The sequence below is a fragment of the Pseudomonas fontis genome (assembly GCF_028656955.1).
Taxonomy (GTDB): Bacteria; Pseudomonadota; Gammaproteobacteria; order Pseudomonadales; family Pseudomonadaceae; genus Aquipseudomonas; species Aquipseudomonas fontis.
Genome location: NZ_JAMDGY010000061.1, coordinates 1 through 21085, shown reverse-complemented (window position 1 = coordinate 21085; position 21085 = coordinate 1). Strand labels below are relative to the sequence as shown.

At 63.0% G+C, this 21085-nt stretch carries 21 protein-coding genes; 8 read left to right on the top strand and 13 right to left on the bottom strand.

The genetic code is table 11. The features are described 5' to 3' along the window. Nucleotides 1-39: 39 nt before the first annotated feature. The 7 genes from hflX to M5G11_RS19055 form a co-directional block, all read right to left on the bottom strand. Entirely contained in the window at nucleotides 40-1341 is a 1302-nt protein-coding gene (gene hflX, locus M5G11_RS19085; protein ID WP_273910745.1) for a ribosome rescue GTPase HflX, read from the bottom strand. Between the two features lie 12 nt (nucleotides 1342-1353). After that, nucleotides 1354-1614 carry an RNA chaperone Hfq gene (hfq, locus tag M5G11_RS19080; protein ID WP_273910744.1) on the bottom strand — a complete coding sequence of 87 codons (261 nt, stop codon included), beginning with the start codon at nucleotides 1612-1614 and terminating at the stop codon, nucleotides 1354-1356. A 94-nt stretch (nucleotides 1615-1708) separates the two neighbouring features. After that, nucleotides 1709-2683: a tRNA (adenosine(37)-N6)-dimethylallyltransferase MiaA gene (miaA, locus tag M5G11_RS19075; RefSeq protein ID WP_273910792.1), complete on the bottom strand. Its 975-nt coding sequence runs from the start codon at nucleotides 2681-2683 to the stop codon at nucleotides 1709-1711. 1 nt (nucleotide 2684) lies between these two features. Beyond that, nucleotides 2685-4586, bottom strand: coding sequence for a DNA mismatch repair endonuclease MutL (mutL, locus tag M5G11_RS19070; RefSeq protein ID WP_273910743.1), 1902 nt, complete (start codon nucleotides 4584-4586; stop codon nucleotides 2685-2687). Beyond that, nucleotides 4583-6013 carry an N-acetylmuramoyl-L-alanine amidase gene (locus M5G11_RS19065; RefSeq protein WP_273910742.1) on the bottom strand — a complete coding sequence of 477 codons (1431 nt, stop codon included), beginning with the start codon at nucleotides 6011-6013 and terminating at the stop codon, nucleotides 4583-4585. The genes mutL and M5G11_RS19065 overlap by 4 nt, the downstream gene beginning before the upstream one ends. 3 nt (nucleotides 6014-6016) lie before the next feature. Continuing rightward, a complete protein-coding gene (tsaE, locus tag M5G11_RS19060; protein WP_273910741.1) occupies nucleotides 6017-6487 on the bottom strand; it encodes a tRNA (adenosine(37)-N6)-threonylcarbamoyltransferase complex ATPase subunit type 1 TsaE in 471 nt (156 codons plus the stop codon). Further along, a complete protein-coding gene (locus M5G11_RS19055) occupies nucleotides 6475-7335 on the bottom strand; it encodes an NAD(P)H-hydrate dehydratase (RefSeq protein ID WP_273910740.1) in 861 nt (286 codons plus the stop codon). The genes tsaE and M5G11_RS19055 overlap by 13 nt, the downstream gene beginning before the upstream one ends. Before the next feature lie 63 nt (nucleotides 7336-7398). Here M5G11_RS19055 and queG point away from each other — a divergent pair, with 63 nt between their 5' ends. Next, on the top strand, nucleotides 7399-8469 hold the full coding sequence (queG, locus tag M5G11_RS19050; RefSeq protein WP_273910739.1) for a tRNA epoxyqueuosine(34) reductase QueG: 1071 nt from the start codon (nucleotides 7399-7401) through the stop codon (nucleotides 8467-8469). 177 nt (nucleotides 8470-8646) lie between these two features. Here queG and M5G11_RS19045 read toward each other — a convergent pair whose 3' ends face one another. After that, on the bottom strand, nucleotides 8647-9258 hold the full coding sequence (locus M5G11_RS19045) for a trimeric intracellular cation channel family protein (protein WP_273910738.1): 612 nt from the start codon (nucleotides 9256-9258) through the stop codon (nucleotides 8647-8649). 89 nt (nucleotides 9259-9347) lie between these two features. Beyond that, nucleotides 9348-9890: an oligoribonuclease gene (gene orn / locus M5G11_RS19040; protein WP_273910737.1), complete on the bottom strand. Its 543-nt coding sequence runs from the start codon at nucleotides 9888-9890 to the stop codon at nucleotides 9348-9350. A 93-nt stretch (nucleotides 9891-9983) separates the two neighbouring features. Between orn and rsgA the strand changes: the two genes are divergently transcribed. The 3 genes from rsgA to M5G11_RS19025 all read left to right on the top strand — a co-directional run bounded on the left by rsgA (nucleotide 9984) and on the right by M5G11_RS19025 (nucleotide 12216). Beyond that, on the top strand, nucleotides 9984-11015 hold the full coding sequence (gene rsgA, locus M5G11_RS19035; RefSeq protein ID WP_273910736.1) for a small ribosomal subunit biogenesis GTPase RsgA: 1032 nt from the start codon (nucleotides 9984-9986) through the stop codon (nucleotides 11013-11015). A gap of 138 nt (nucleotides 11016-11153) precedes the next feature. Continuing rightward, on the top strand, nucleotides 11154-11633 hold the full coding sequence (locus M5G11_RS19030; protein WP_273910735.1) for a molecular chaperone Tir: 480 nt from the start codon (nucleotides 11154-11156) through the stop codon (nucleotides 11631-11633). Nucleotides 11634-11814: 181 nt separating this feature from the next. Continuing rightward, a complete protein-coding gene (locus M5G11_RS19025; protein ID WP_273910734.1) occupies nucleotides 11815-12216 on the top strand; it encodes a TIR domain-containing protein in 402 nt (133 codons plus the stop codon). Nucleotides 12217-12286: 70 nt separating this feature from the next. Here the strand turns inward: M5G11_RS19025 and motB are convergent, their stop codons facing one another. Together motB and motA are read right to left on the bottom strand one after the other, a co-directional pair. Beyond that, nucleotides 12287-13315, bottom strand: a complete 1029-nt coding sequence (gene motB / locus M5G11_RS19020; RefSeq protein ID WP_273910733.1) for a flagellar motor protein MotB — start codon at nucleotides 13313-13315, stop codon at nucleotides 12287-12289. A 3-nt stretch (nucleotides 13316-13318) separates the two neighbouring features. After that, nucleotides 13319-14170: a flagellar motor stator protein MotA gene (gene motA, locus M5G11_RS19015; protein ID WP_273910732.1), complete on the bottom strand. Its 852-nt coding sequence runs from the start codon at nucleotides 14168-14170 to the stop codon at nucleotides 13319-13321. Nucleotides 14171-14301: 131 nt separating this feature from the next. Here motA and M5G11_RS19010 point away from each other — a divergent pair, with 131 nt between their 5' ends. Genes M5G11_RS19010 through asd form a run of 3 tightly spaced genes read left to right on the top strand, consistent with a single transcriptional unit; the run spans nucleotide 14302 to nucleotide 17575 of the window. Beyond that, nucleotides 14302-15840 (top strand): HDOD domain-containing protein, encoded by a 1539-nt coding sequence (locus M5G11_RS19010; protein ID WP_273910731.1) that lies wholly within the window; start codon nucleotides 14302-14304, stop codon nucleotides 15838-15840. 46 nt (nucleotides 15841-15886) lie between these two features. Further along, nucleotides 15887-16696, top strand: a complete 810-nt coding sequence (locus tag M5G11_RS19005; RefSeq protein ID WP_273910730.1) for a rhodanese-like domain-containing protein — start codon at nucleotides 15887-15889, stop codon at nucleotides 16694-16696. Nucleotides 16697-16711: 15 nt separating this feature from the next. Further along, nucleotides 16712-17575 carry an archaetidylserine decarboxylase gene (gene asd / locus M5G11_RS19000; RefSeq protein WP_273910729.1) on the top strand — a complete coding sequence of 288 codons (864 nt, stop codon included), beginning with the start codon at nucleotides 16712-16714 and terminating at the stop codon, nucleotides 17573-17575. 58 nt (nucleotides 17576-17633) lie between these two features. Here the strand turns inward: asd and M5G11_RS18995 are convergent, their stop codons facing one another. Continuing rightward, on the bottom strand, nucleotides 17634-18035 hold the full coding sequence (locus M5G11_RS18995; RefSeq protein ID WP_273910728.1) for a lectin OAA family protein: 402 nt from the start codon (nucleotides 18033-18035) through the stop codon (nucleotides 17634-17636). A 149-nt stretch (nucleotides 18036-18184) separates the two neighbouring features. Then, on the bottom strand, nucleotides 18185-19402 hold the full coding sequence (serB, locus tag M5G11_RS18990) for a phosphoserine phosphatase SerB (protein WP_273910727.1): 1218 nt from the start codon (nucleotides 19400-19402) through the stop codon (nucleotides 18185-18187). Nucleotides 19403-19537: 135 nt separating this feature from the next. Here serB and M5G11_RS18985 point away from each other — a divergent pair, with 135 nt between their 5' ends. Then, nucleotides 19538-21049, top strand: coding sequence for a histidine kinase (locus M5G11_RS18985; protein WP_273910726.1), 1512 nt, complete (start codon nucleotides 19538-19540; stop codon nucleotides 21047-21049). Nucleotides 21050-21085: the final 36 nt, after the last annotated feature.

Below are 21085 nucleotides of genomic sequence, written 5' to 3'. Positions count from 1 at the left end.
GAATGCCTGTCACGGCTGCCCGGCCGCTTGCCCGGGCTTTTATTGCAAAGTGTGTTGCTCGATGAACACATCAGGCTCGATGCCTGCACGGCTGACCAGGCGATTGAACTCGACCCGGGACACCCGCACCGCCAGCAAACTGCTGCCTTCTTCGTCATGCTCTTCGCTTTGCACCGCACCGAGCGCAAAGAACTGCGCACGCAAACGGGCAAAGCGCTGTTCCAGGCGCAGGGTACCGATGAACAGGTCATCCCCCAGCAACTCGGAAATGGCCTGGCCTACCAGCTCCAGGCCGCGACCGTCGCGAGCCGACACCCAGACCCGTTGCGGCTTGCCATCGGCATCGCGCTGGATCTGCGGCTCGACACCTTCAAGCAGGTCGAGTTTGTTATACACCTCAAGGATCGGCAAGCCTTCGGCGCCAATCTCGCCGAGCACCGCCATCACCTGCTCGATCTGTTCCAGGCGATCAGGCTCATGGGCGTCGATCACATGCAGCAACAGGTCGGAGTTGCTCGACTCTTCGAGCGTAGCCCGAAATGCCTCGACCAGCTTGTGCGGCAGATGACGGATGAAACCCACGGTGTCGGCCAGCACGATCGGCCCGACGTCATCCAGCTCGAGCCGGCGCAAGGTCGGGTCGAGGGTGGCGAAGAGCTGGTCGGCGGCATACACCTCGGACTGGGTCAGGGCGTTGAACAGGGTCGATTTGCCGGCGTTGGTATAACCCACCAGGGACACTGAAGGGATATCCGCGCGCTTGCGCCCGCGCCGTGCCTGTTCACGCTGGCTGCGAACCTTCTCCAGACGCGCCTTGATCTGCCGCAGGCGAACCCGCAACAAGCGTCGGTCGGTTTCCAGCTGGGTTTCACCCGGGCCGCGCAGGCCGATACCGCCTTTTTGCCGCTCAAGGTGAGTCCAGCCGCGAACCAGCCGCGTGCTCATGTGTTCGAGCTGCGCCAGCTCGACCTGCAACTTGCCTTCGTGCGTACGTGCGCGCTGGGCGAAGATGTCGAGAATCAGGCCGGTACGGTCCAGCACGCGACACTCGAAAATGCGTTCGAGGTTACGTTCCTGGCTCGGCGTGAGGGTGTGATTGAAAATCACGATGTCGGCCTGTTCGGCTTTGACCAGGTCACGAAATTCTTCGACCTTGCCGCTGCCAATCAGGAATTTTGCTGTGGGCTGGTGTCGCGCCACATTGGCGAACGCGACAATATCGGCACCGGCCGACAATGCCAGCTCCCGGAACTCCTGCGGGTCTTCGCGCGCCTCAGGGCTCTGACCTTCCAAGTGAACGAGGACCGCTCGTTCACCACCACCGTGGCGCTCAAAGAACAAAGCAGACTCCTATCAGGCGTTACCTGGCTCAGCGTCGCCATGCTCACCATCGGCTGCGCTTGGCAGACGGATCGGGCGCACTGGAACAACTGTCGAGATAGCGTGTTTGTAAACCATCTGGCTCACGGTGTTCTTCAGCAGGATCACGAACTGGTCGAAGGATTCGATCGTGCCTTGCAGCTTGATGCCGTTAACGAGATAGATCGAAACCCCAACTTTTTCTTTTCTCAAAGTATTCAAGTAAGGGTCTTGTAGCGAATGCCCTTTTGACATATGCCGCACTCCTGTAAGGATCAATAGTAAAAAAACTAAAAAACTGATGGCTAAAACCGCCCCACCCCCAAGGATAGACGGCAATTGCAAGGACTCAGCCCAATATGGAGACCGTTCCAAGGTATTTCAAGGTGCGCGGCAGATTGTCGCAATCCAGGCTGTCCAACCAGTGCAGGTCAGCCCAACTGCGCAACCAGGTAAATTGCCGTTTCGCCAATTGGCGAGTGGCAATGATGCCGCGCTCCTGCATTTCCACTGAATTCAGCTTGCCATCAAGGTGATCCCAAACCTGGCGATACCCGACTGCCCGTATAGACGGTAGCCCCGCATGCAAGTCACTTCTGGCCCGCAGCGATCGGACCTCGTCAACGAAGCCCTGTTCCAGCATTTGCCCAAATCGTAGCGCAATACGTTCATGCAGGATGTTTCGATCCTGCGGTGCGATTGCCAGGCTGGCGACAGTATAGGGCAATTGTCCGGCGCCGGACGCGCCTGCATCGCTACTTTGGGCCGATTGACGCTCACGATGTGATGTCATCGTCATGCCACTGACCCGGTACACCTCCAGCGCGCGAACCAGCCGCTGCGGGTCGTTGGGATGGATGCGCGCTGCGGAAACCGGGTCGACTGCCGCCAGTTGGTCGTGCAGCGCCTGCCAGCCAAGGCGCTGCGCCTCGGCCTCAAGCTCGGCGCGCACCTGCGGGTCGGCAGGCGGCATATCGGCCAGGCCTTCGAGCAAGGCCTTGTAATAGAGCATGGTGCCACCGACCAGCAGCGGTATTTTGCCGCGGGCGGTGATATCGGCCATCGCCTCCAGCGCATCGCGCCGAAAATCGGCAGCGGAATAGCTTTCGGCAGGGTCGAGAATGTCGATCAGGCGGTGCGGATGCGCAGCCAGCACTTCTTTGGCGGGCTTGGCGGTGCCAATGTCCATGCCGCGATAGACCAGTGCCGAGTCGACGCTGATCAGCTCGCACGGCAAGACCTTGGTCAACTCGATGGCCAGGTCGGTCTTGCCCGCAGCAGTCGGGCCCATCAGGAATATTGCTGGAGGTTTCGAACCTGCCATATCAGCGACCGCGCAAGAACAGTTTGTCCAGATCGTCCAGACCCATTTGGGTCCAGGTCGGTCGGCCATGGTTGCATTGACCGCTGCGCTCGGTGTTTTCCATGTCGCGCAGCAGGCCGTTCATTTCCGGGATTGCCAGGCGCCGGTTGGCGCGGATGGCGCCGTGGCAGGCCATGGTGCCCAACAGTTCGTTAAGGTGCGCCTGGATCCGGTCACTGGTGCCGTATTCCATCAGGTCGGCCAGCACGTCCTGCACCAGGCGATTGGCTTCGGCCTGCTTGAGCAGCGCCGGGATCTGCCGGATCGCCAGGCTTTCCGGGCCCAGGCGCTGCAGCTCGAAGCCCAGGCGCTGGAACCATTCGGCATGCTCTTCGGCGCAGTCGGCTTCGCGCTGGCTCAAGGCCAGGGATTCTGGCACCAGCAGCGGCTGGCCGCTGAGGCCTTCGCTGGCCATCGCCACCTTCAAGCGCTCGTACATGATCCGCTCATGGGCGGCATGCATGTCCACCAGCACCAGGCCCTGGGCGTTTTCCGCGAGGATATAGATGCCCTTGAGCTGCGCCAGCGCATAGCCCAGTGGCGGAATATCACCCTGGCCTTGCGGCAGCGCAGTGGCCGCAGACTCTGCAAGCGGCGCGAAAAACTCCCGGTACACCCCCTGGGCCTCGGCCGTCGGCACGCTCGACGTTGGCCGTGGGGTGTACTGGTATTGATAGCTGCCACCCGAACCACCGCCCGAAGCAGGCGGGTACGCGGCGGGCTGGGCCTGCGGCTGTTCCAGCAGGTTGGCGGCCAGGCGCATCTCGCCCTGCGGGCCAAACTCGCCGGCCTCCAGGCCGCTTGGCTTGACCATGTCCTGCCCCGGGGCTGGCGCGGCCAGGTGATCTTCCGGGCGTACATCAGCCAGCGCACGGTGCAGGGTGCCATACAGGAAATCGTGCACCATGCGCCCGTCACGGAAACGCACTTCGTGCTTGGTCGGGTGCACGTTGACGTCAACGCCGGTCGGGTCGACTTCAAGGAACAACACGAAGGTCGGGTGCCGGCCGTTGAACAGCACGTCGCGATAGGCCTGGCGCACCGCGTGGGCGACCAGCTTGTCGCGCACCGCGCGGCCGTTGACGAAGAAATACTGCAGATCGGCCTGGCTGCGCGAGAAGGTCGGCAAACCTACCCAGCCCCACAGGCGCAGGCCGTTGCGGTCGATCTCGATCGGCAGCGCCTGCTCCAGGAAACCCGCGCCGCAGATCGAAGCCACCCGGCGGGCGCGGGCGATCTCGTCGTGGGCTTCATGCAGGCTGAGGATGCTCTTGCCGTTGTGGCGCAGGTGGAAGGCCACGTCAAAGCGCGCCAGCGCCAGGCGCCGGATCACTTCCTGAAGGTGGTCGAACTCGGTTTTCTCGGTCTTGAGAAACTTGCGCCGGGCCGGGGTATTGAAGAACAGGTCGCGCACTTCCACCGAAGTACCCACCGGGTGCGCCGCAGGCTGCACGCGCGGGGCCATGTCGCGACCTTCGGTTTCCACCTGCCAGGCTTCGCTGGCCTCACGGGTACGCGAGGTCAGGGTCAGGCGGGCCACCGAGCTGATCGAGGCCAGGGCTTCACCACGAAACCCCAGGCTCATCACCTGCTCGAGGTCTTCCAGGTTGCGGATCTTGCTGGTGGCGTGGCGCGCCAGGGCCAGCGGCAGGTCGTCGGCAGCGATACCGCCGCCGTCGTCGCGCACCCGCAGCAGCTTGACGCCGCCCTGCTCGACCTCGACATCGATGCGCCGGGCACCGGAATCAAGGCTGTTTTCCAACAGCTCCTTGATCACCGAAGCCGGGCGCTCGACCACCTCACCGGCGGCAATCTGGTTGGCGAGCCGCGGGCTGAGCAGCTCGATACGCGCGCTGCTGCTCATTGCTGCGCCGCCAAGGCCGTCGACGGGATGTCCAGGTGCTGACCGACCTTCAACTCGTCGGTCTTGAGGTTGTTGGCACTGCGCAGGCTGGCCACGTTGACCTGATAGCGCACGGCGATCATCGCCAGGGTTTCCCCAGGGCGCACGGTATGGTCACGCGGGCCCTGAGCAATCTTGCCGTTGTCACGCAGCCAGGCCACGTAGGTACCCGGCGGCGGGTTTTGCTGGAAGAACTGGCGCACACCACTGTGGATCGAACGCGCCAGCGCCTGTTGATGGCCGCTGGTGGACAGTTTCGACGCCTCGTTGGCATTGGAAATGAAGCCGGTTTCCACCAGGATCGACGGGATGTCCGGCGACTTCAGCACCATGAATCCGGCTTGCTCCACGCGACGTTTGTGCAGCGAGGTGACCCGGCCAATATTGCCCAGCACCTTCTGCCCGACGTTCAGGCTGGAGCTCAGCGAGGCGGTCATCGACAGGTCGAGCAGCACCCCGGCCAGCATGCGGTCCTTGTCGTCGAGGCTGACGTTGCCAGCACCGCCGATCAGGTCGGAACGGTTTTCGCTGTCGGCCAGCCAGCGCGCGGTCTCGGAGGTGGCACCACGGTCGGACAGGGCGAACACCGAAGCACCGAAGGCGGCCTTGGACGGCGCGGCGTCGGCGTGGATCGAGATGAACAGGTCGGCGCCCTTCTTGCGGGCGATCTCGGTACGCTTGCGCAGCGGAATGAAGTAGTCGCCGGTACGCGTCAACTCGGCGCGGAAGCCCTTCTCGGTATTGATCTGGCGCTGCAGCTCCTTGGCGATCTGCAACACGATATCTTTTTCATGCTGGCCACGCGAACCGGAAGCACCCGGGTCTTCGCCGCCGTGGCCGGCGTCGATGGCGATGACGATGTCACGCTTGCCGTTGGGCACCGGAGTCAGCTTGATCGCCGGCTGCGCAGGGGTTACCGGCACCGCTGGGGCCGGGGCCGTAGCAACGGTAGGTGCAGGCGTTGGCGGGTTGGCGTCCGGGTCCTGGTCGAACAGGTCGACCACCAGGCGGTTGCCGTACTGGGCGTTCGGCGCCAGGACGAAACTCTTCGGCGTGACCGATTTGCTCAGGTCGATCACCACCCGCAGGTCGGTGGGGGTGCGCTGCGCAGAGCGCACGCTGGTGATCGGCGTATTGGAGGTGGACACGTTCAGCGGCGCCGCCAAGGTGGCGCCGTTGATGTCGATCACCAGGCGATCAGGGGCCGTGAGGGTGAAGACGCTATGCTGCACCGGCCCGGAAAGGTCGAAAACCAGCCGTGTGTTATCTGGCGCTCGCCATAAACGTACGCTTTTGACTTGCGTGACGGCAAAAGCCTCAACTGTTACTGCCGTAAGAAGCAGTCCTACGACGGCAACCAGCGCGCGAAAGCGCATACCCTTCCCCATTTTCTATTTGAATTCCACAGCCAGAGCAGCACACCAGGCCTTGCCACGCGCACTTTGCGCAGACAAGTTCAGCGAACGTCCGTCCGCCTGGGGGCTTATGGTAATGGTCAGGTCCGGCTTTGGCAAAATGCCCGCCCCTTTATCGGGCCATTCGAACAGGCACAAGGCATCATCTTCGAAGTAATCGCGGATACCCATGAACTCCAGTTCCTCCGGATCGGCGAGGCGATAGAGGTCGAAGTGGAAGGCGCGGAGGTCGCCAATTTCGTAGGGTTCAACCACGGTAAAGGTAGGACTTTTCACTGCACCGACATGCCCCAGTCCACGGATGATGCCCCGTGACAAGGTGGTTTTACCGGCTCCGAGGTCACCCTCAAGGAAAATCACGCCATGACCGCCGGTCGTCTGGGCGATACGCGCACCAAAATCGACCATGGCCTGTTCATCGGCCAAAAACAGGGTTACGCCTGACACGCTGAATGCTCCTCCAATAACTGTCGAATAGCCGGGATCAGGTCGCTGGCCGCCAGCCCCCGCCCCAGCAAACCTTGCCGTTCACCGGCACAGGCATGTAGCCAGACGCCCAGGCAGGCGGCTTCCCAAGCGGTCATGCCCTGGGCCAGCAGCGCCCCGAGCACGCCGCTGAGCACATCGCCCAGGCCGGCACCGGCCATCGCCGGGTGACCACGCAGGCACTGCGCCAACTGGCCATGGGGGTCGGCGATCAACGTGCCGGCGCCCTTGAGCACGCACACCGCGCCGTATTTGCGCGCCAGCTTGCGCGCAGCGCTCGGCCGGTCGACCTGCACCGCTTCTGTGGATAACCCTAGCAGGCGCGCAGCCTCCCCTGGATGCGGCGTGATGACACTGCCCTTGGCCAGCGGCAGCGGCGAGCGGGCCAGGAGGTTCAAGGCATCGGCATCCCAGACCTGCGGCATGGGCGCATTGGCCACTGCCGACAACAGGCTACGCCCCCAGGCGGCCTGACCCAGGCCCGGACCTACCACCAACACCGAGGCGCGCTCGACCGGCGCCATCAACTGGTTGGCCGAATGCACGCCCAGGCACATCACCTCCGGCAAGCGCGCCACAGCCGCCGCCACATGCTCGCTGCGGGTCGCGACCGAGACCAGGCCGGCGCCACAGCACAAGGCCGCTTCGCTGGCGAGCAAGGCCGCGCCGCCAGTGCCACGATCCCCGCCCACCACCAGCACATGGCCGAATTGCCCTTTATGGGCATCGGCGGGGCGCGGTGAGAGTGGCGCAAGGATCACGCTGGTGAGCGTTTGTGGCTCATTTGCAGGGTGTTTGGTCTGAGGCATGGGTGTCGGGCTCCGATGTCTGGCAGAATTATACGCACCTGAGTCACCGTTGCCCTATCTCGCATGTCCGCTTCCCTTACTGATCTTCCCGCCCTCGCCCAGTCCATCAAGGAATGGGGCCGTGAACTGGGCTTCGCGCACGTTGGCATTGCCGGCGTGGACCTGGCTGAGCACGAAAACCACCTGGAGCGCTGGCTGGCGGCGGGCTATCACGGCGAAATGGAGTACATGGGTGCCCATGGCAGCAAGCGCTCGCACCCCGACGAGTTGGTGCCGGGCACCTTGCGCGTGGTGTCGCTGCGCATGGACTACCTGCCGGGCGACACGCAGATGGCGCAATTGCTGGCTCAGCCGGAAAAAGCCTACATCTCCCGCTACGCCCTGGGCCGCGACTATCACAAGCTGGTGCGCAAGCGCGTGCAGCACCTGGCCGAGCGTATCCAGAAGGAAATCGGGCCGTTTGGCTTTCGTGCCTTCGTCGACAGCGCGCCAGTGCTGGAAAAGGCCATTGCCGAACAGGCCGGGTTGGGCTGGATCGGCAAGAACACCCTGCTGCTCAATCGCAAGGCGGGGAGCTACTTCTTCCTCAGCGAGCTGTTCGTCGACCTGCCGCTGCCGGTGGACGAGGCGCAGGCGACCGAGCATTGCGGGCGCTGCTCGGCGTGCCTGGACATCTGCCCGACAAAGGCGTTTGTCGGGCCTTATGTGCTGGATGCACGCAAGTGCATTTCGTACCTGACCATCGAACTGAAGAGCGCCATTCCGGTGGAACTGCGTTCGATGATCGGCAATCGGGTGTTCGGTTGCGATGACTGCCAGATCGTCTGCCCGTGGAACCGTTTTGCCAAGCAGACCGCCGAGAACGACTTCAAGCCGCGCCATGGCCTGGACAATGCCGGGTTGGCGGAGTTGTTCCTGTGGGATGAAGAGAAGTTCCTCGCCAGTACCGAAGGCTCGCCGTTGCGCCGGGCCGGGTATGAGCGCTGGTTGCGCAACCTGGCCGTGGGGCTGGGGAATGCGCCTTCGACCATACCGGTGCTGGAAGCGCTGGAGGCGCGGCGGGAGTACCCGTCGGAGCTGGTGCGCGAGCATGTTGAATGGGCGTTGGCGCAGCATGCCCACAGAGCCGGATAGCATTTTTGCCGGCTGAACGGGCCAGCGCCCATGTAGCCGCTGCCGTCAGGCTGCGCTCGCCTGCACAGCAGGCGCCGCCTTTGGGAGCCCTCACGGGCTCCAGCGCAGCCTGTCGGCAGCGGCTACAAAAAGCTGTGCAGGAAGCCCACATTGCCAGCCAAATACCACACTAGGCTACTAATGCTCGTCGTTGTACTGGAACTTCGGCATTTCCCAGTGGAAACGAATCGCCAGTAGACGCAGCAGCAAACCACCAAACAAGGTCAGCAGAATCGCCTGCTCCCCCGGCACATTGAAGTGCACGCAGCCCAGGTAGAACCACGCCGCCACGAACGACACGCTGGCGTACAGCTCACGGCGGAACACCAGGGGAATGTCGTTGCAGAAGATATCCCGCAGGATCCCGCCAAACACCCCGGTAATCACCCCGCTGATCGACGCCACCAGCATGCTGTGGCCCAGCTCCAGCGCGGTCATGCAGCCAATCAGGGTGAACGCCACCAAGCCCAGGGCATCGAGCACCAGGAAGAACGAACGCAAATGGCGCATCAACGGCGCGATGAAGATCGTCACCAACGCCGCCACACTGGTCAACACCAGGTATTCCGGGTGCTTCACCCACGTCAGCGGGTAGTGTCCCAGCAACACGTCACGCACCGAGCCACCGCCCAGCGCCGTGACACAGGCGATCAGCACCACGCCGAACCAGTCCATGCCGCGCCGCCCGGCCGACAAGGCGCCGGTCATGGCTTCAGCGGTGATCGCAATGAGGTAGAGCATCAACAACATGGTGCGGATCCGTGCAAGGGGGCGCGCAGTCTAACCAGTTGCCTCGGGCACCAAAAGGGGGCGTGCCGACGATTGTCGGCACGGCCAGGTCAGAACTTGATGAAATGCTCGCGGTAGTGACGCAGCTCGGCGATCGACTCGCGAATATCGTCCAGCGCCAAGTGCGTGCTGCCCTTCTTGAAACTGTCGCGAACGTCCGGCGCCCAGCGCGCGGCCAGCTCCTTCAAGGTCGAGACATCCAGGTTGCGATAGTGGAAGTAGTTTTCCAGCCCGCGCATGTGGCGGTACAGGAAACGCCGGTCCTGGCAGATGCTGTTGCCGCAGATCGGCGACTTGCCCTTCGCCACCCATTGTTCAAGGAAGGCAATGGTCTGCGCCTCGGCTTCGGCCATGCTGATGCGGCTGTCCTTCACGCGCTGGGTCAGGCCCGAAGCGCCGTGGGTGCGGGTGTTCCACTCATCCATGCGCGCCAGCACTTCATCACTGTGGTGGATGGCGATCACCGGGCCTTCGGCCAGGGTGTTGAGGTCACTGTCGGTGACAATGGTGGCCATCTCGATGATGACGTCGTTGTCCGGGTCCAGGCCGGTCATTTCCAGATCGATCCAGATCAGGTTCTGTGGGTTTTGCATGGGTGAGCTCCTCGGTAGGTGCGCAGTTTAGCCTAGTGGAGCGTGCTAAACTCGACGCCGTTTAATCACATGCTTTAACCACACGAGACCTCCATGGCCAAACGCCAGCTCAATCGCCGCCAAAACTGGCGCATCGAAAAGATCCAGGGTGAACGCGCCGCTCGCGCCGCCAAACGCGAAGAACACGCCCTGAAGGAGCTCGAAGGCGGTGACCTGGGGCCCGAGCAGATCGGCCTGGTGATTGCGCACTTTGGCGTGCAGGTTGAAGTCGAGGCCAAGGACGGCGAAACCGCTGGCCAGGTATTCCGTTGCCACCTGCGGGCCAACCTGCCGGCGCTGGTAACCGGTGACAAGGTGGTCTGGCGCGCCGGCAACCAGGGCATCGGCGTGATCGTCGCGCAACTGCCGCGCCATACCGAGCTGTGCCGTCCGGACAGCCGCGGCCAGCTCAAGCCGGTGGCGGCCAACGTCGACTTGATCGTGATCGTCTTCGCCCCCGCACCCGAGCCGCACGCCAACCTGATCGACCGCTACCTGGTGGCAGCCGAGCACGCCGGCATCCGCCCGCTGCTGCTGCTGAACAAGGCCGACCTGATCGACGAGCAGAACGCCCCAGCGCTCAATGCGCTGCTGGCCGTGTACCGCCAGCTGGGTTATCCGTTGCTCGAAGTGTCTGCGCACCATGGCAATGGCATGGAACTGCTGCAACAGCAGCTCGATGGTCATATCAGCGTGTTCGTCGGCCAGTCGGGCGTGGGCAAGTCGTCGCTGGTCAACAGCCTGCTGCCAGACGTGCAGACCCGCGTCGGCGACCTCTCGGAATGGTCCGGCCAGGGCCAGCACACCACCACCACCGCGCGCCTGTATCACTTCCCCGGCGGTGGCGAGCTGATCGACTCCCCGGGTATCCGTGAATTCGGCCTGGGGCATGTCAGCCGCAATGATGTCGAAGCGGGCTTCATCGAGTTCAACGACCTGATCGGCACCTGCCGCTTCCGCGACTGCAAACACGATCGCGAGCCGGGTTGCGCCCTGCTCAAGGCCCTGGAAGACGGCCGCGTGCAGCAACAGCGGATGAACAGCTATCGTTCGATCATCGCCAGCCTGCCGCAAGACACCTACTGACACCTGCAAGTCAGACGCTTCTGTAGGAGTTTGTACCCGGCAATGGAGGACATTTCTCTATTGCCGGTCGTCTATTGCCTAGCCTATGACTTTCACTGATGGTCAGCCTTTCACAAAAACAAGAAAGGATGCCCTGTGATGTCGGTCTTCATTTGCTATCGCCACACCGAACGCCTGTACGCCTTCATACTCAACGAGCGCCTCAAGCTTGAGGGCATCGACACGTGCCTGGAGATGTTCGACGCCGAGTCGCACCAGACCACCGACGATGTCTGCGGAATTTTCCAGCGCAACATCGTCGACTGTACACATCTGGTTATGGTGCTCGGTTCGCACGTACCCGACGCCTGGTGGCTACCCTTCGGCCTAGGCGCGGCCACCCTGCTCAATCGTCGGGTAACCCTGTATCAGGGCGGTGACCTGCCAGCCGACTACCTGCAGCGCTGGCCAACCCTGAGCAACCGCGAACACATCGACCTGTTCGTGCGCGCCTACCACGACGAACAGACCTTCTGCCGGGCAATCGTCGCCGACGAGCAGGATGGGCGACAGAACAATCGGGCGAACGCGGAGTTCTTCCACATCGACCTCAAGGCGAAGATCCGCCGTGGTTTCTGAAGGCAGCAATGCGCCAGGGCGATGCGGTCAATAAACGTCTTGTTTTTTACGCCTGCGTTTTCACGTAGGCGTTTTCAACTGTGACCGTAGGAACACTCTCAATTTACTCAGGCGTATTGTCCTGCCTGCTGTAATCACCAATCGTGTGCCCTTACCTCGCTTACGCCAGAAGGGACTCTTCATGGATACCTACAACCTCTTCATCAGCCATTCATGGTGCTATGCCGACAGCTACGAACGCCTGAACCTGCTGCTCAAGGCGCACCCCTCCTTCAAGTACCGCGACCTCACGGTCCTGTCCGACACGCCCATCCTGCAGGCCGACAACGAACGAGAGCTCGACCAGGCCATCGAAAACAAGATCCTGCGCAGCTCGGTGGTGTTGATCATGGCCGGCGTGTATTCGATTCATGGCCACTGGATCAACAAGGAAATCGAAGTGGCCCAGCGCCTGGGCAAGCCGATCATCGCCATCAAGCCGTTTGGCCCGGAACGCATCAGCAGCGTGGTGCGCAAGGCGGCCAATGCCGAGTGTGCGTGGAACACGGTGAACATCGTGCGCACCATTCGCCTGTACGGCTGAGCTGTTGCTGGCGGCCAGAATGCACAACGCCCGCCGGGATCACTCCAGGCGGGCGTTGTCGTGTTGCGGCTTATTGCTTGCCAGGCTCGTCCATCTTCAACGTACCGTCTTCGAAGATGTTCAGCTTCTCGCGCAATTCGCGTGGCTGCATCGGCTCCGGCTCCACCGGCGCTGGCGCAGCAGCGCCGCCTTCCGGGGTGGTCGGTGCAGCAGCACCAGGGGCAGCGCCTTCCGGTGTGGCCGGCGCGCCCTGCTCACCTTCCAGCGCACGCTGGGCCTTCTTGGTCAGCACGACAATGTCGATGCGCCGGTTGACCGGGTTGAACGGGTTGGCCCGGTCGAACAGCGACGACGATGCGTAGCCCACGACTCGCGCCACCTGGGTATCCGGGTAGCCGCCTGCGACCAAGGCACGGCGTGCGGCGTTGGCACGGTTGGCCGACAGCTCCCAGTTGCCGAAGTCGCCGGTGCCGGCGTACGGCTTGGCGTCGGTATGGCCACTGATGCTGATCTTGTTCGGCACCGCCTTGATGGTGTCGGCCATGGCCAGCAGGATGTCTTCGAAGTATGGCTGCAAGCGCGCGCTGCCGATGTCGAACATCGGCCGGTTCTCGGCGTCCATGATCTGGATGCGCAGGCCGTCCTGGGTGATCTCGAAGAGAATCTGGTCCTTGAACTTCTGCAACTGCGGGTTTTCTTCAACCTTGTTCTGCAGTTCCTGCAGCAGCAGTTCCAGGCGCTCGCGCTCAACCTGCTCGGCCATGTTCTCGACCTGGTCCTTCTCCAACTGGATGCTGGTGTCAGGGGTAGGCTCGGTCTTTTCCTCGGGGTTGATGGTCTTGTCCGGCGCAAGCTCGGGCGAACCACCCAGGTCGATGATGAACGGCGTACCGCTCTCGGTGAAACCGATCGGGTCCTTGAAGTAGCCGGCAATGGCGATCTTCTGTTCGGGCGTGGCCGTGGACAGCAACCAGAGCACCAGGAAGAACGCCATCATTGCCGTGGCAAAGTCGGCGAAGGCAATCTTCCAGGCGCCACCGTGGTGGCCGTCGCCATAGCGCTTGATGCGCTTGACGATAATGGGTTGATTGTTCTCCATGGCTTAGCGACCGCGGACCGCTTGTTCCAGCTCGGCGAAGCTTGGACGGTGGGCCGGGTACAGCACCTTGCGACCGAACTCGACCGCCAGCGACGGCGGCATGCCCGAAGCCGAAGCTACCAGCGAGGCCTTGATGGCTTCGTAGATGTTCAGCTCTTCCTTGGCGTCGTGACGCAGGGCGTTGGCCAGCGGGCCGAAGAAGCCGTAGGCCGCCAGAATACCGAAGAAGGTACCCACCAGCGCCGCACCTACGTGCAGGCCGATGGACTTCTGGTCGCCTTCACCCAGCGAGGCCATGGTGATCACGATACCCAGTACCGCCGCAACGATACCGAAACCGGGCATGCCGTCGGCAATGCCGTTGACTGCGTGGGAAGGGTGCTCCAGCTCTTCCTTCAGGCTCAGCAGCTCCATGTCGAACAGGCCCTCCAACTCGTGGGGTGCCATGTTGCCGGTGGACATGATGCGCAGGTAGTCACAAATGAACGCGGTCATGCGTTCATCCTTGAGCACCGCAGGGTACTTGGCAAAGATCGGGCTGGCCGAGGCGTCTTCGATATCCGCCTCGATCGCCATCATGCCTTCGCGGCGGCTCTTGTTGAGAATTTCATAGACCAGCCCCAGCACTTCTATATAGAAGGTATGCGTGAAGCGCGTGCTGAACATGCTCAGCGACTTCTTGATGACCAACTTGGTCATGTAGCCGGGGTTGGATTGCAGGAACGCACCGAACGCCGCACCACCGATGATCAGCACCTCGAAAGGCTGAATCAGCGCAGCGATCTTGCCGTGAGAAAGAACATATCCGCCAAGCACGCTCGCGAATACGACGATGATGCCGATAATTTTAGCCATAGGTTGAAAGCACTTACAGTCGGGGTCAGGGTCGGGTGCGGAAGTTCGTAAAACTCTTCTTCTACTTATCGGCAGATCTGCGCCAGACTATAGCCAGTCAAGGCGAAAAGCCAGTTCGGCCATTTTCCAGCATGCTTAGTGAAACCATCGTGCCAACTAACATTCCAAAGACTCTAGACGCTTGGATCAAACTGCTGGACGGCGTGCAATTGCCCGTACCAGTCGACAGCCACGAACGTGTGAAAGCCGCGATCGGCGACAGCCGCCGCTCCCTTCGCGACATCGCCGAGCTGATGCAGGATAGTCCAGCATTGGTGCTCAGCGTGATGCGCGAGGCCAACCGGCACACCCATGAAAGCCTCGCCGCACCGGCCGAAAGCCTTGAGATCGCGCTTAACCGCCTGGGTCTGCAGCGTGCCGAAGAATTGTTACAACGATTGCCGACGCTGCCGATGGCGCAAATTCCGCTGACCCTGCGCCACCTGCAGATGATCAGCCAGCACGCCAGCCAACAGGCCAACGGGCTGTTCGCCAGCCGCCTGGCGCGGCTCTGGCAGGAGATCCACTGGGGCAGCCTGCTGTTCCTCTCGCCGCTGTGGCCGCTGGCCCTCACCCACCCCAAGCTGCTGGAAGAATGGGAGTTGCGCGTGGTGCACAAGGGCGAGTCGGCGCCCAGGGTGGAGCGTGAGTTGTTCGGCGTACCGCTGCTCAACCTGTGCCAGACCCTGGCCGAGTTCTGGCGCCTGCCCGCCTGGGTCACCCAGGGCTACCACCTGTTGCAGGGCGAACGGCGCCTGCTGGTGCGCATCCTGCACATCGCCCGCGACCATGACGACCCGCTGCGCCAGCAACAGTTGCTCGACGCCGAACCGGCGCTGAGCCGCTGGTGGAACCAACCGGCCAATACCGTGCTGCTGGCCAACGGCCTGGCACTGGCGGCGCAACAGGCGTGGAACTGCCCGCATGTCCTGCGCTGGCAACAACTGACCAGCCTGTACCTGCAAGTGCCGCTGGAAGATGTACAGCAGCAGGTGCACCAGCAAGCCGCGCACAGTGCGCGCAAGCACGCCGGCCCGGGCCTGTTCCACCCGGCAGAAATGCTCATCTGGCCCTGGGATGCGCACTACGTGCCGCGTGGCATGCGCGCACCGGCAGCGCCGACGCCCGAGGCCCTGACCACCTGGCGCGCGGATTGCGCCGAGCTGCTCAAGGAGCCAAGCCCCTTTACCAATGCCATGCACCTGACCGGCAAGGCCTTCGACGCCTTCAAGGCCTGCGGCATGCGCCGGGTGCTGATGCTGATGGCCGAGAAGGAGCACACCTCGCTGCGCGTACACCAGGTGGCCGGCTTGCCCGCAGAAACCGCCAACCTGGTGCTCCCGGTGGCCCAGAGCAAGTTGCTGCAACGCTTGCTGACCCAGTCGGCGCAACTGCGCCTGACGCCAGAGAATCACGCCCAGTTTGCCGCGTTGTTGCCGGCACCACTGCGCGCCTTGTTCCGCGGTGAGCACCTGCTGCTACGCTCGTTGGCGAGCAATGGCCGGGTGATCATGCTGGTGCTTGCCGACCAGGGCGGCGGGCCGCTCAACGATGTCAGCGTGCAAGCCTTTGGAAAAACCGCGCAATGTATCGAGCGCGCCTTGACCGTCTTCAGCAACCGCAGCGCCTGAGCCATGCGCTACAATCGCCCCCTCTCTTTCGACGTGGAGACCCTGGATGACTGACTTTTCCGGCTTGCCGCTGGTAATCGAGCCCGCAGACCTGCAAGCCCGCCTGGATGCGCCAGCGTTGATCCTGGTCGACCTGACCAGCGCCAACCGCTATGGCAGCGGGCACATCCCGGGCGCACGCTTTGTCGACCCCAAGCGCACCCAGCTCGGCCAGCCACCGGCGCCCGGCCTGCTGCCAGCCAAGGCCGACCTGGAAAAGCTGTTCGGTGAGCTGGGGCACAACCCCGATGCCGTCTACGTGGTGTACGACGATGAAGGCGGCGGCTGGGCCGGTCGTTTCATCTGGCTGCTCGACGTGATCGGCCATAGCCGTTATCACTACCTCAACGGTGGCGCCCAGGCTTGGCCGGCCAGCACCCTGAGCACCGAAGTACCCGCCAGTGCTGGCGAACCAGTCCGCCTCAGGCTGCACGATGAGCCGACCGCCACCCGCGAATACCTGCAAAGCCGCCTGGGTGCCGCCGACCTGGCCATCTGGGACGCCCGCAGCCCTGCCGAATACCGTGGTGAGAAAGTCCTCGCCGCCAAAGGCGGGCATATCCCCGGCGCGGTCAATTTCGAATGGACCGCCGGCATGGACATGAACAACGCCCTGCGCATCCGCAAGGACATGCCCGAGATTCTCGAGCAACTGGGCATCAGCAAGGACAAGGAAGTGGTCACCCACTGCCAGACACATCACCGTTCCGGCTTTACCTACCTGGTCGCCAAGGCGCTTGGCTATCCACGGGTCAAGGCATATGCCGGTTCCTGGGGCGAATGGGGCAACCACCCGGACACGCCTGTAGAAGTTTGACGCTAAGGAAACTCAATGAAATCCCGTTTGTTCATCATCAGCCAGTACCTGTTGCCGCATCACCTGCTCTCGCGCCTGGCCGGCTGCATCGCCGAATGCCGCGTGCGCTGGTTCAAGAACGCCTTCACCGCCTGGTTCGCCAAGCGCTATCAGGTCGACATGTCCCAGGCCCTGGTCGAAGACCTCAGCGCCTACGAGCACTTCAACGCCTTCTTCACCCGCGCACTGAAGCCGGGCGCGCGCCCGCTGGACGAAACCCCAGGGGCGATCCTCTGCCCGGCCGACGGCGCCGTCAGCCAACTCGGCCCGATCGAGCACGGTCGCATCTTCCAGGCCAAGGGCCACAGCTTCAGCGCCGTGGAACTGCTGGGCGGTGATCCGGCCAATGCCGCACCGTTCATGGGCGGCGAGTTCGCCACCATCTACCTGTCGCCCAAGGACTACCACCGCGTGCACATGCCGCTGGCCGGTACCCTGCGTGAAATGATCTACGTGCCGGGCCGCCTGTTCTCGGTCAACCAGACCACCGCTGAAAACGTCCCGGAGCTGTTCGCGCGCAACGAGCGCGTGGTCTGCCTGTTCGACACCGAACGCGGCCCGATGGCCGTGGTGCTGGTCGGTGCGATGATCGTTGCCTCGATCGAGACCGTCTGGGCTGGCCTGGTCACCCCGCCGAAACGCGAGCTGAAAACCTTCCGCTACGACGAAGCCGCCCGCGCGCCGATCCACCTGGAAAAAGGTGCGGAGCTGGGTCGCTTCAAACTGGGTTCGACGGCCGTCGTGCTGTTTGGCCCGGAGCAGGTCAAGTGGGCCGAGTCGTTGGGCGCCGGTTCTGCCGTCAGCATGGGCGAGCGCCTGGCCGACCCTGCACAGGCCTGATCAGGCAACAAACCGCCCCGGCTAGCACGGGGCGGTGTTTCAGCTGATAGCGTATGCGCTATTCCAGGTGGCTACGGAAGCCGATAGGTCCTTCTTCGGCATAGGTGTTGGTGCCGTCGAGGCTCTTGCCGCCATCGCCGGACTTGACGCTCAAGGCAACCACGCTCTGGTTGTCCCGCCCGCCGATGACCCACTCCCCGCCCGGATGCCAGGGCGCATCATTGCCGCCCCACTGGTTCTGCACCTCATAACGGTTGTGCGCGACGCGCTTGGCCTGGAAGCCGATCGGCCCTTCGCCGGCATAGGTCATGTTGCCTTTGAAGGTGACACCACCGTCGCCGGAACGGATATCGACGGCGACCACCTTCTGGTTGTCCCGCGCCCCGAGCTTCCAGGTTCCACCCGGATGCCAAGGTGCAGAACTACCGCCCCATTGATTTTCCACTGCGTACTTAGACATGAACTTCATCTCCTTGAAGTTGCTCTGGGAAACCCGCAGACGACGCTGCGGGTGGTACGGCCCTGGGAAATGGGCCGTACGCGAGCAAGCCTAGTAGCTGCAAATCCGGGGAAACGCGGAGCAGGACAAACGGTTAGAACCGTTCGCGATCAGCCACGCCCTTCACGTTCGCGGACCCCAAGCAGGTACAGCACGCCGTCCAGGCCCAGGGTGGAGATCGCCTGCCTGGCCGACTGACGGACCAGCGGTTTGGCCCGGAACGCCACGCCCAGCCCGGCCAGCGCCAGCATCGGCAGGTCATTGGCGCCGTCACCGACGGCAATCGTCTGTTCCATCTGCAGGCCTTCGCGCTGGGCCAGCTCGGTCAGCAGGTCGGCCTTGCGCTGGGCATCAACGATCGGCTCGATGGCAACGCCGGTGACCTTGCCGTCCACCACTTCCAATTCGTTGGCAAACACATAGTCGATACCCAGCTTGGCCTGCAACTGCTTGGCGAAGTAGGTGAAGCCGCCGGACAGGATGGCGGTCTTGTAGCCCAGGCGCTTGAGCTCGGCGAACAGATTTTCGGTGCCTTCGGTCAGGCGCAGGGAAGCGCCGATCTCGTCCAGTACACCGACGTCCAGGCCCTTGAGCAGCGCCAGGCGCTCCTTGAAGCTGGCGCGAAAATCCAGTTCGCCGCGCATGGCGCGCTCGGTGATTTCCGAGACTTGCTCGCCCACGCCGGCAGCTTTGGCCAACTCGTCGATCACTTCGGCTTCGATCAGGGTCGAGTCCATGTCGAACACCGCCAGGCGGCGGTGGCGCCGGAACAGCGAATCCTCCTGGAAGGCGATGTCGATGCCCAGTTCCTGGGACAGGTTGAGGAACGCGGCGCGCAGGGCCAGCGGATCAGCCGGATCGCCACGCACGGAAAACTCCAGGCAAGCCTTGCTCTGCGCATCGGCAACCGCGTCCAGCGCCACACGACCGGACAGACGGTCGATAGCTTCGATATTCAGGCCATGTGCGCTGGTGATCGCGCTTACTCGCTGCACCTGGTCGGCGCTGATCTTGCGGCTCATCAGGGTGACGATGTGGCGACCTGCGCCCTGGGCCTGGACCCAACGCTGGTAATCAGCTTCGGACATGCTGCTTACGCGCACCTGCTGGCCCAGCGATTCAGCGGTGCTGCGCACGGCTTCACAGGTGGCAGCGGCCTGTGCCGCGGCGTTGAACTCAACCAGCAATCCGAATGACAGCGTGCCGTGAATCACAGCCTGGCTCATGTCGAGGATGTTCACACCGTCCTGAACCAGGACGCCGGTGATGGCCGAAGTGAGACCTGGACGGTCTTCACCGGTGATGTTGATCAGGACGATTTCGCGCAAGACGGGCTCCGACTGGTTGAAAAAAAGCGCATTCTACCGATTTTCGTAGACCATCGGGCGCAGTCGATGCTTTGCCGTCCCATGGTCGGTCGCTATACTGCGCAGCAACTTCTCCGACATAAAGAGCCGCGCTCTGTGAACCGGCCCACGCCCGTTAAAACCGATAACTTCTTCCTGTTGATCTTCCGTGCCTTGCGCCAACGTCGCATACCCCTGGCATTGCGGATTGCCTGCCATAACGTCTTCCTGGTCGCACTGGCCCTGGTGATCTATGCGGGCGTGATGGGTTTGCAGTTCAAACAAGCCATGCACGAGCAGGCCGACGCCCTGGGTCAGAGCCTGACCACCCAGACCGCGACCTCGGCCACCGAGCTGTTGGTGTCCAACGACATCCTCAGCCTCAATGTGCTGCTCGGCAACCTGGTGAAGAACCCGCTAGTGGCCCATGCGGCCATCTACAGCGTCGACAACCGGATTCTTGCCGAGGCCGGCCAGCGCCCGAAAAACAGCCTGCTGGGCGAAGTCGAAGGCCTGTACCAGACCAAGATCACCTTCCAGGACGTGACCGCCGGGCAACTGCGCATCAGCCTGGACATGAGCCAGTTCCAGCAGCCGCTGACCATCAGCCTGCAGAGCATGGGCATTCTGGCGGCCATTTTACTGGCCCTGGCCTTGGCCTTGAGCCTGCGCCTGGGTCGGTTCATTTCGACGCCACTGCTGCAACTGCGGGTCTGGCTGCGCGACCTGGACGAATACACCCCGGCGACTGAGCGTCAGGACGAGATCGGCGACCTTGCCCGTCAGTTGCACGCCCGCTTTGCCCCGCCACCGCGTGAGGTCGAGCCGGAGCCGGAAGTCGAGGACGAGGACGAGGACGAGGACGACGACGAGCCGCAGCCGGCGTTCCAGGTGCGCAACCTGCGCGACCCGGGCTTCGATGAGGCGCCTGCGGTGGCCAAGCCGGTGATTCGTGCGGCGGCGGATGACGAAGACGATGACGCCTTTGCCGACCTGCGTGACGAGAGCGCTGATCACCCGGTCGTAGCCCCGCCTGCTGCACCGCGCCTGCCACAGGCGAGTGCCGTGCTGGCGGTGCAACTGGGTTCCCAGGAGCAGTTGCGGCGCCTGCCGCGTGCGCGCCTGACCGAGTTGCTCGAGCGCTACCGCGACTGCCTGGACCAGGCGGCGTCGCTGTATGAAAGCGAAGTGCATACGCTGAACGATGGCAGCACGTTGCTGCTGTTCCATCGTCAGGACAGCGGTGATGACTACCTGACCAATGCCATTTGCTGTGGCGAGCTGCTGCGGGCCCTGGGGCATGCGTTGCAGGTTGAAGTGGCGGACAGTGGCATTACCTTGCAGTTGCAGCTGGGCCTGGTGCTGGGCGAGGACCTGCATGGGTTGAGCCAGATTGACCTGTTGCTGACCGAGAAGGCGCAGGATGCCCTGGCGTTGTCGCAGCACAGTCGCAATCTGTTGCTGGTAGAGCGCAAGATCAGTGACGACGCGCTGATCCGTCAGCGGGCGCGCATTCGCCCGATTGCCAGCCCTGAGGGTGCGTGCTGTGTAGAACGCCTGATGGAGCCGTACCCGTCGATGCTGGAGCGTCAGTTGGCGCGGATGCATGAGCGGCAGGTCAAAGGCTGATTAGCTGCCCTTCACCGCGATTGGCTGCGTAGCGGC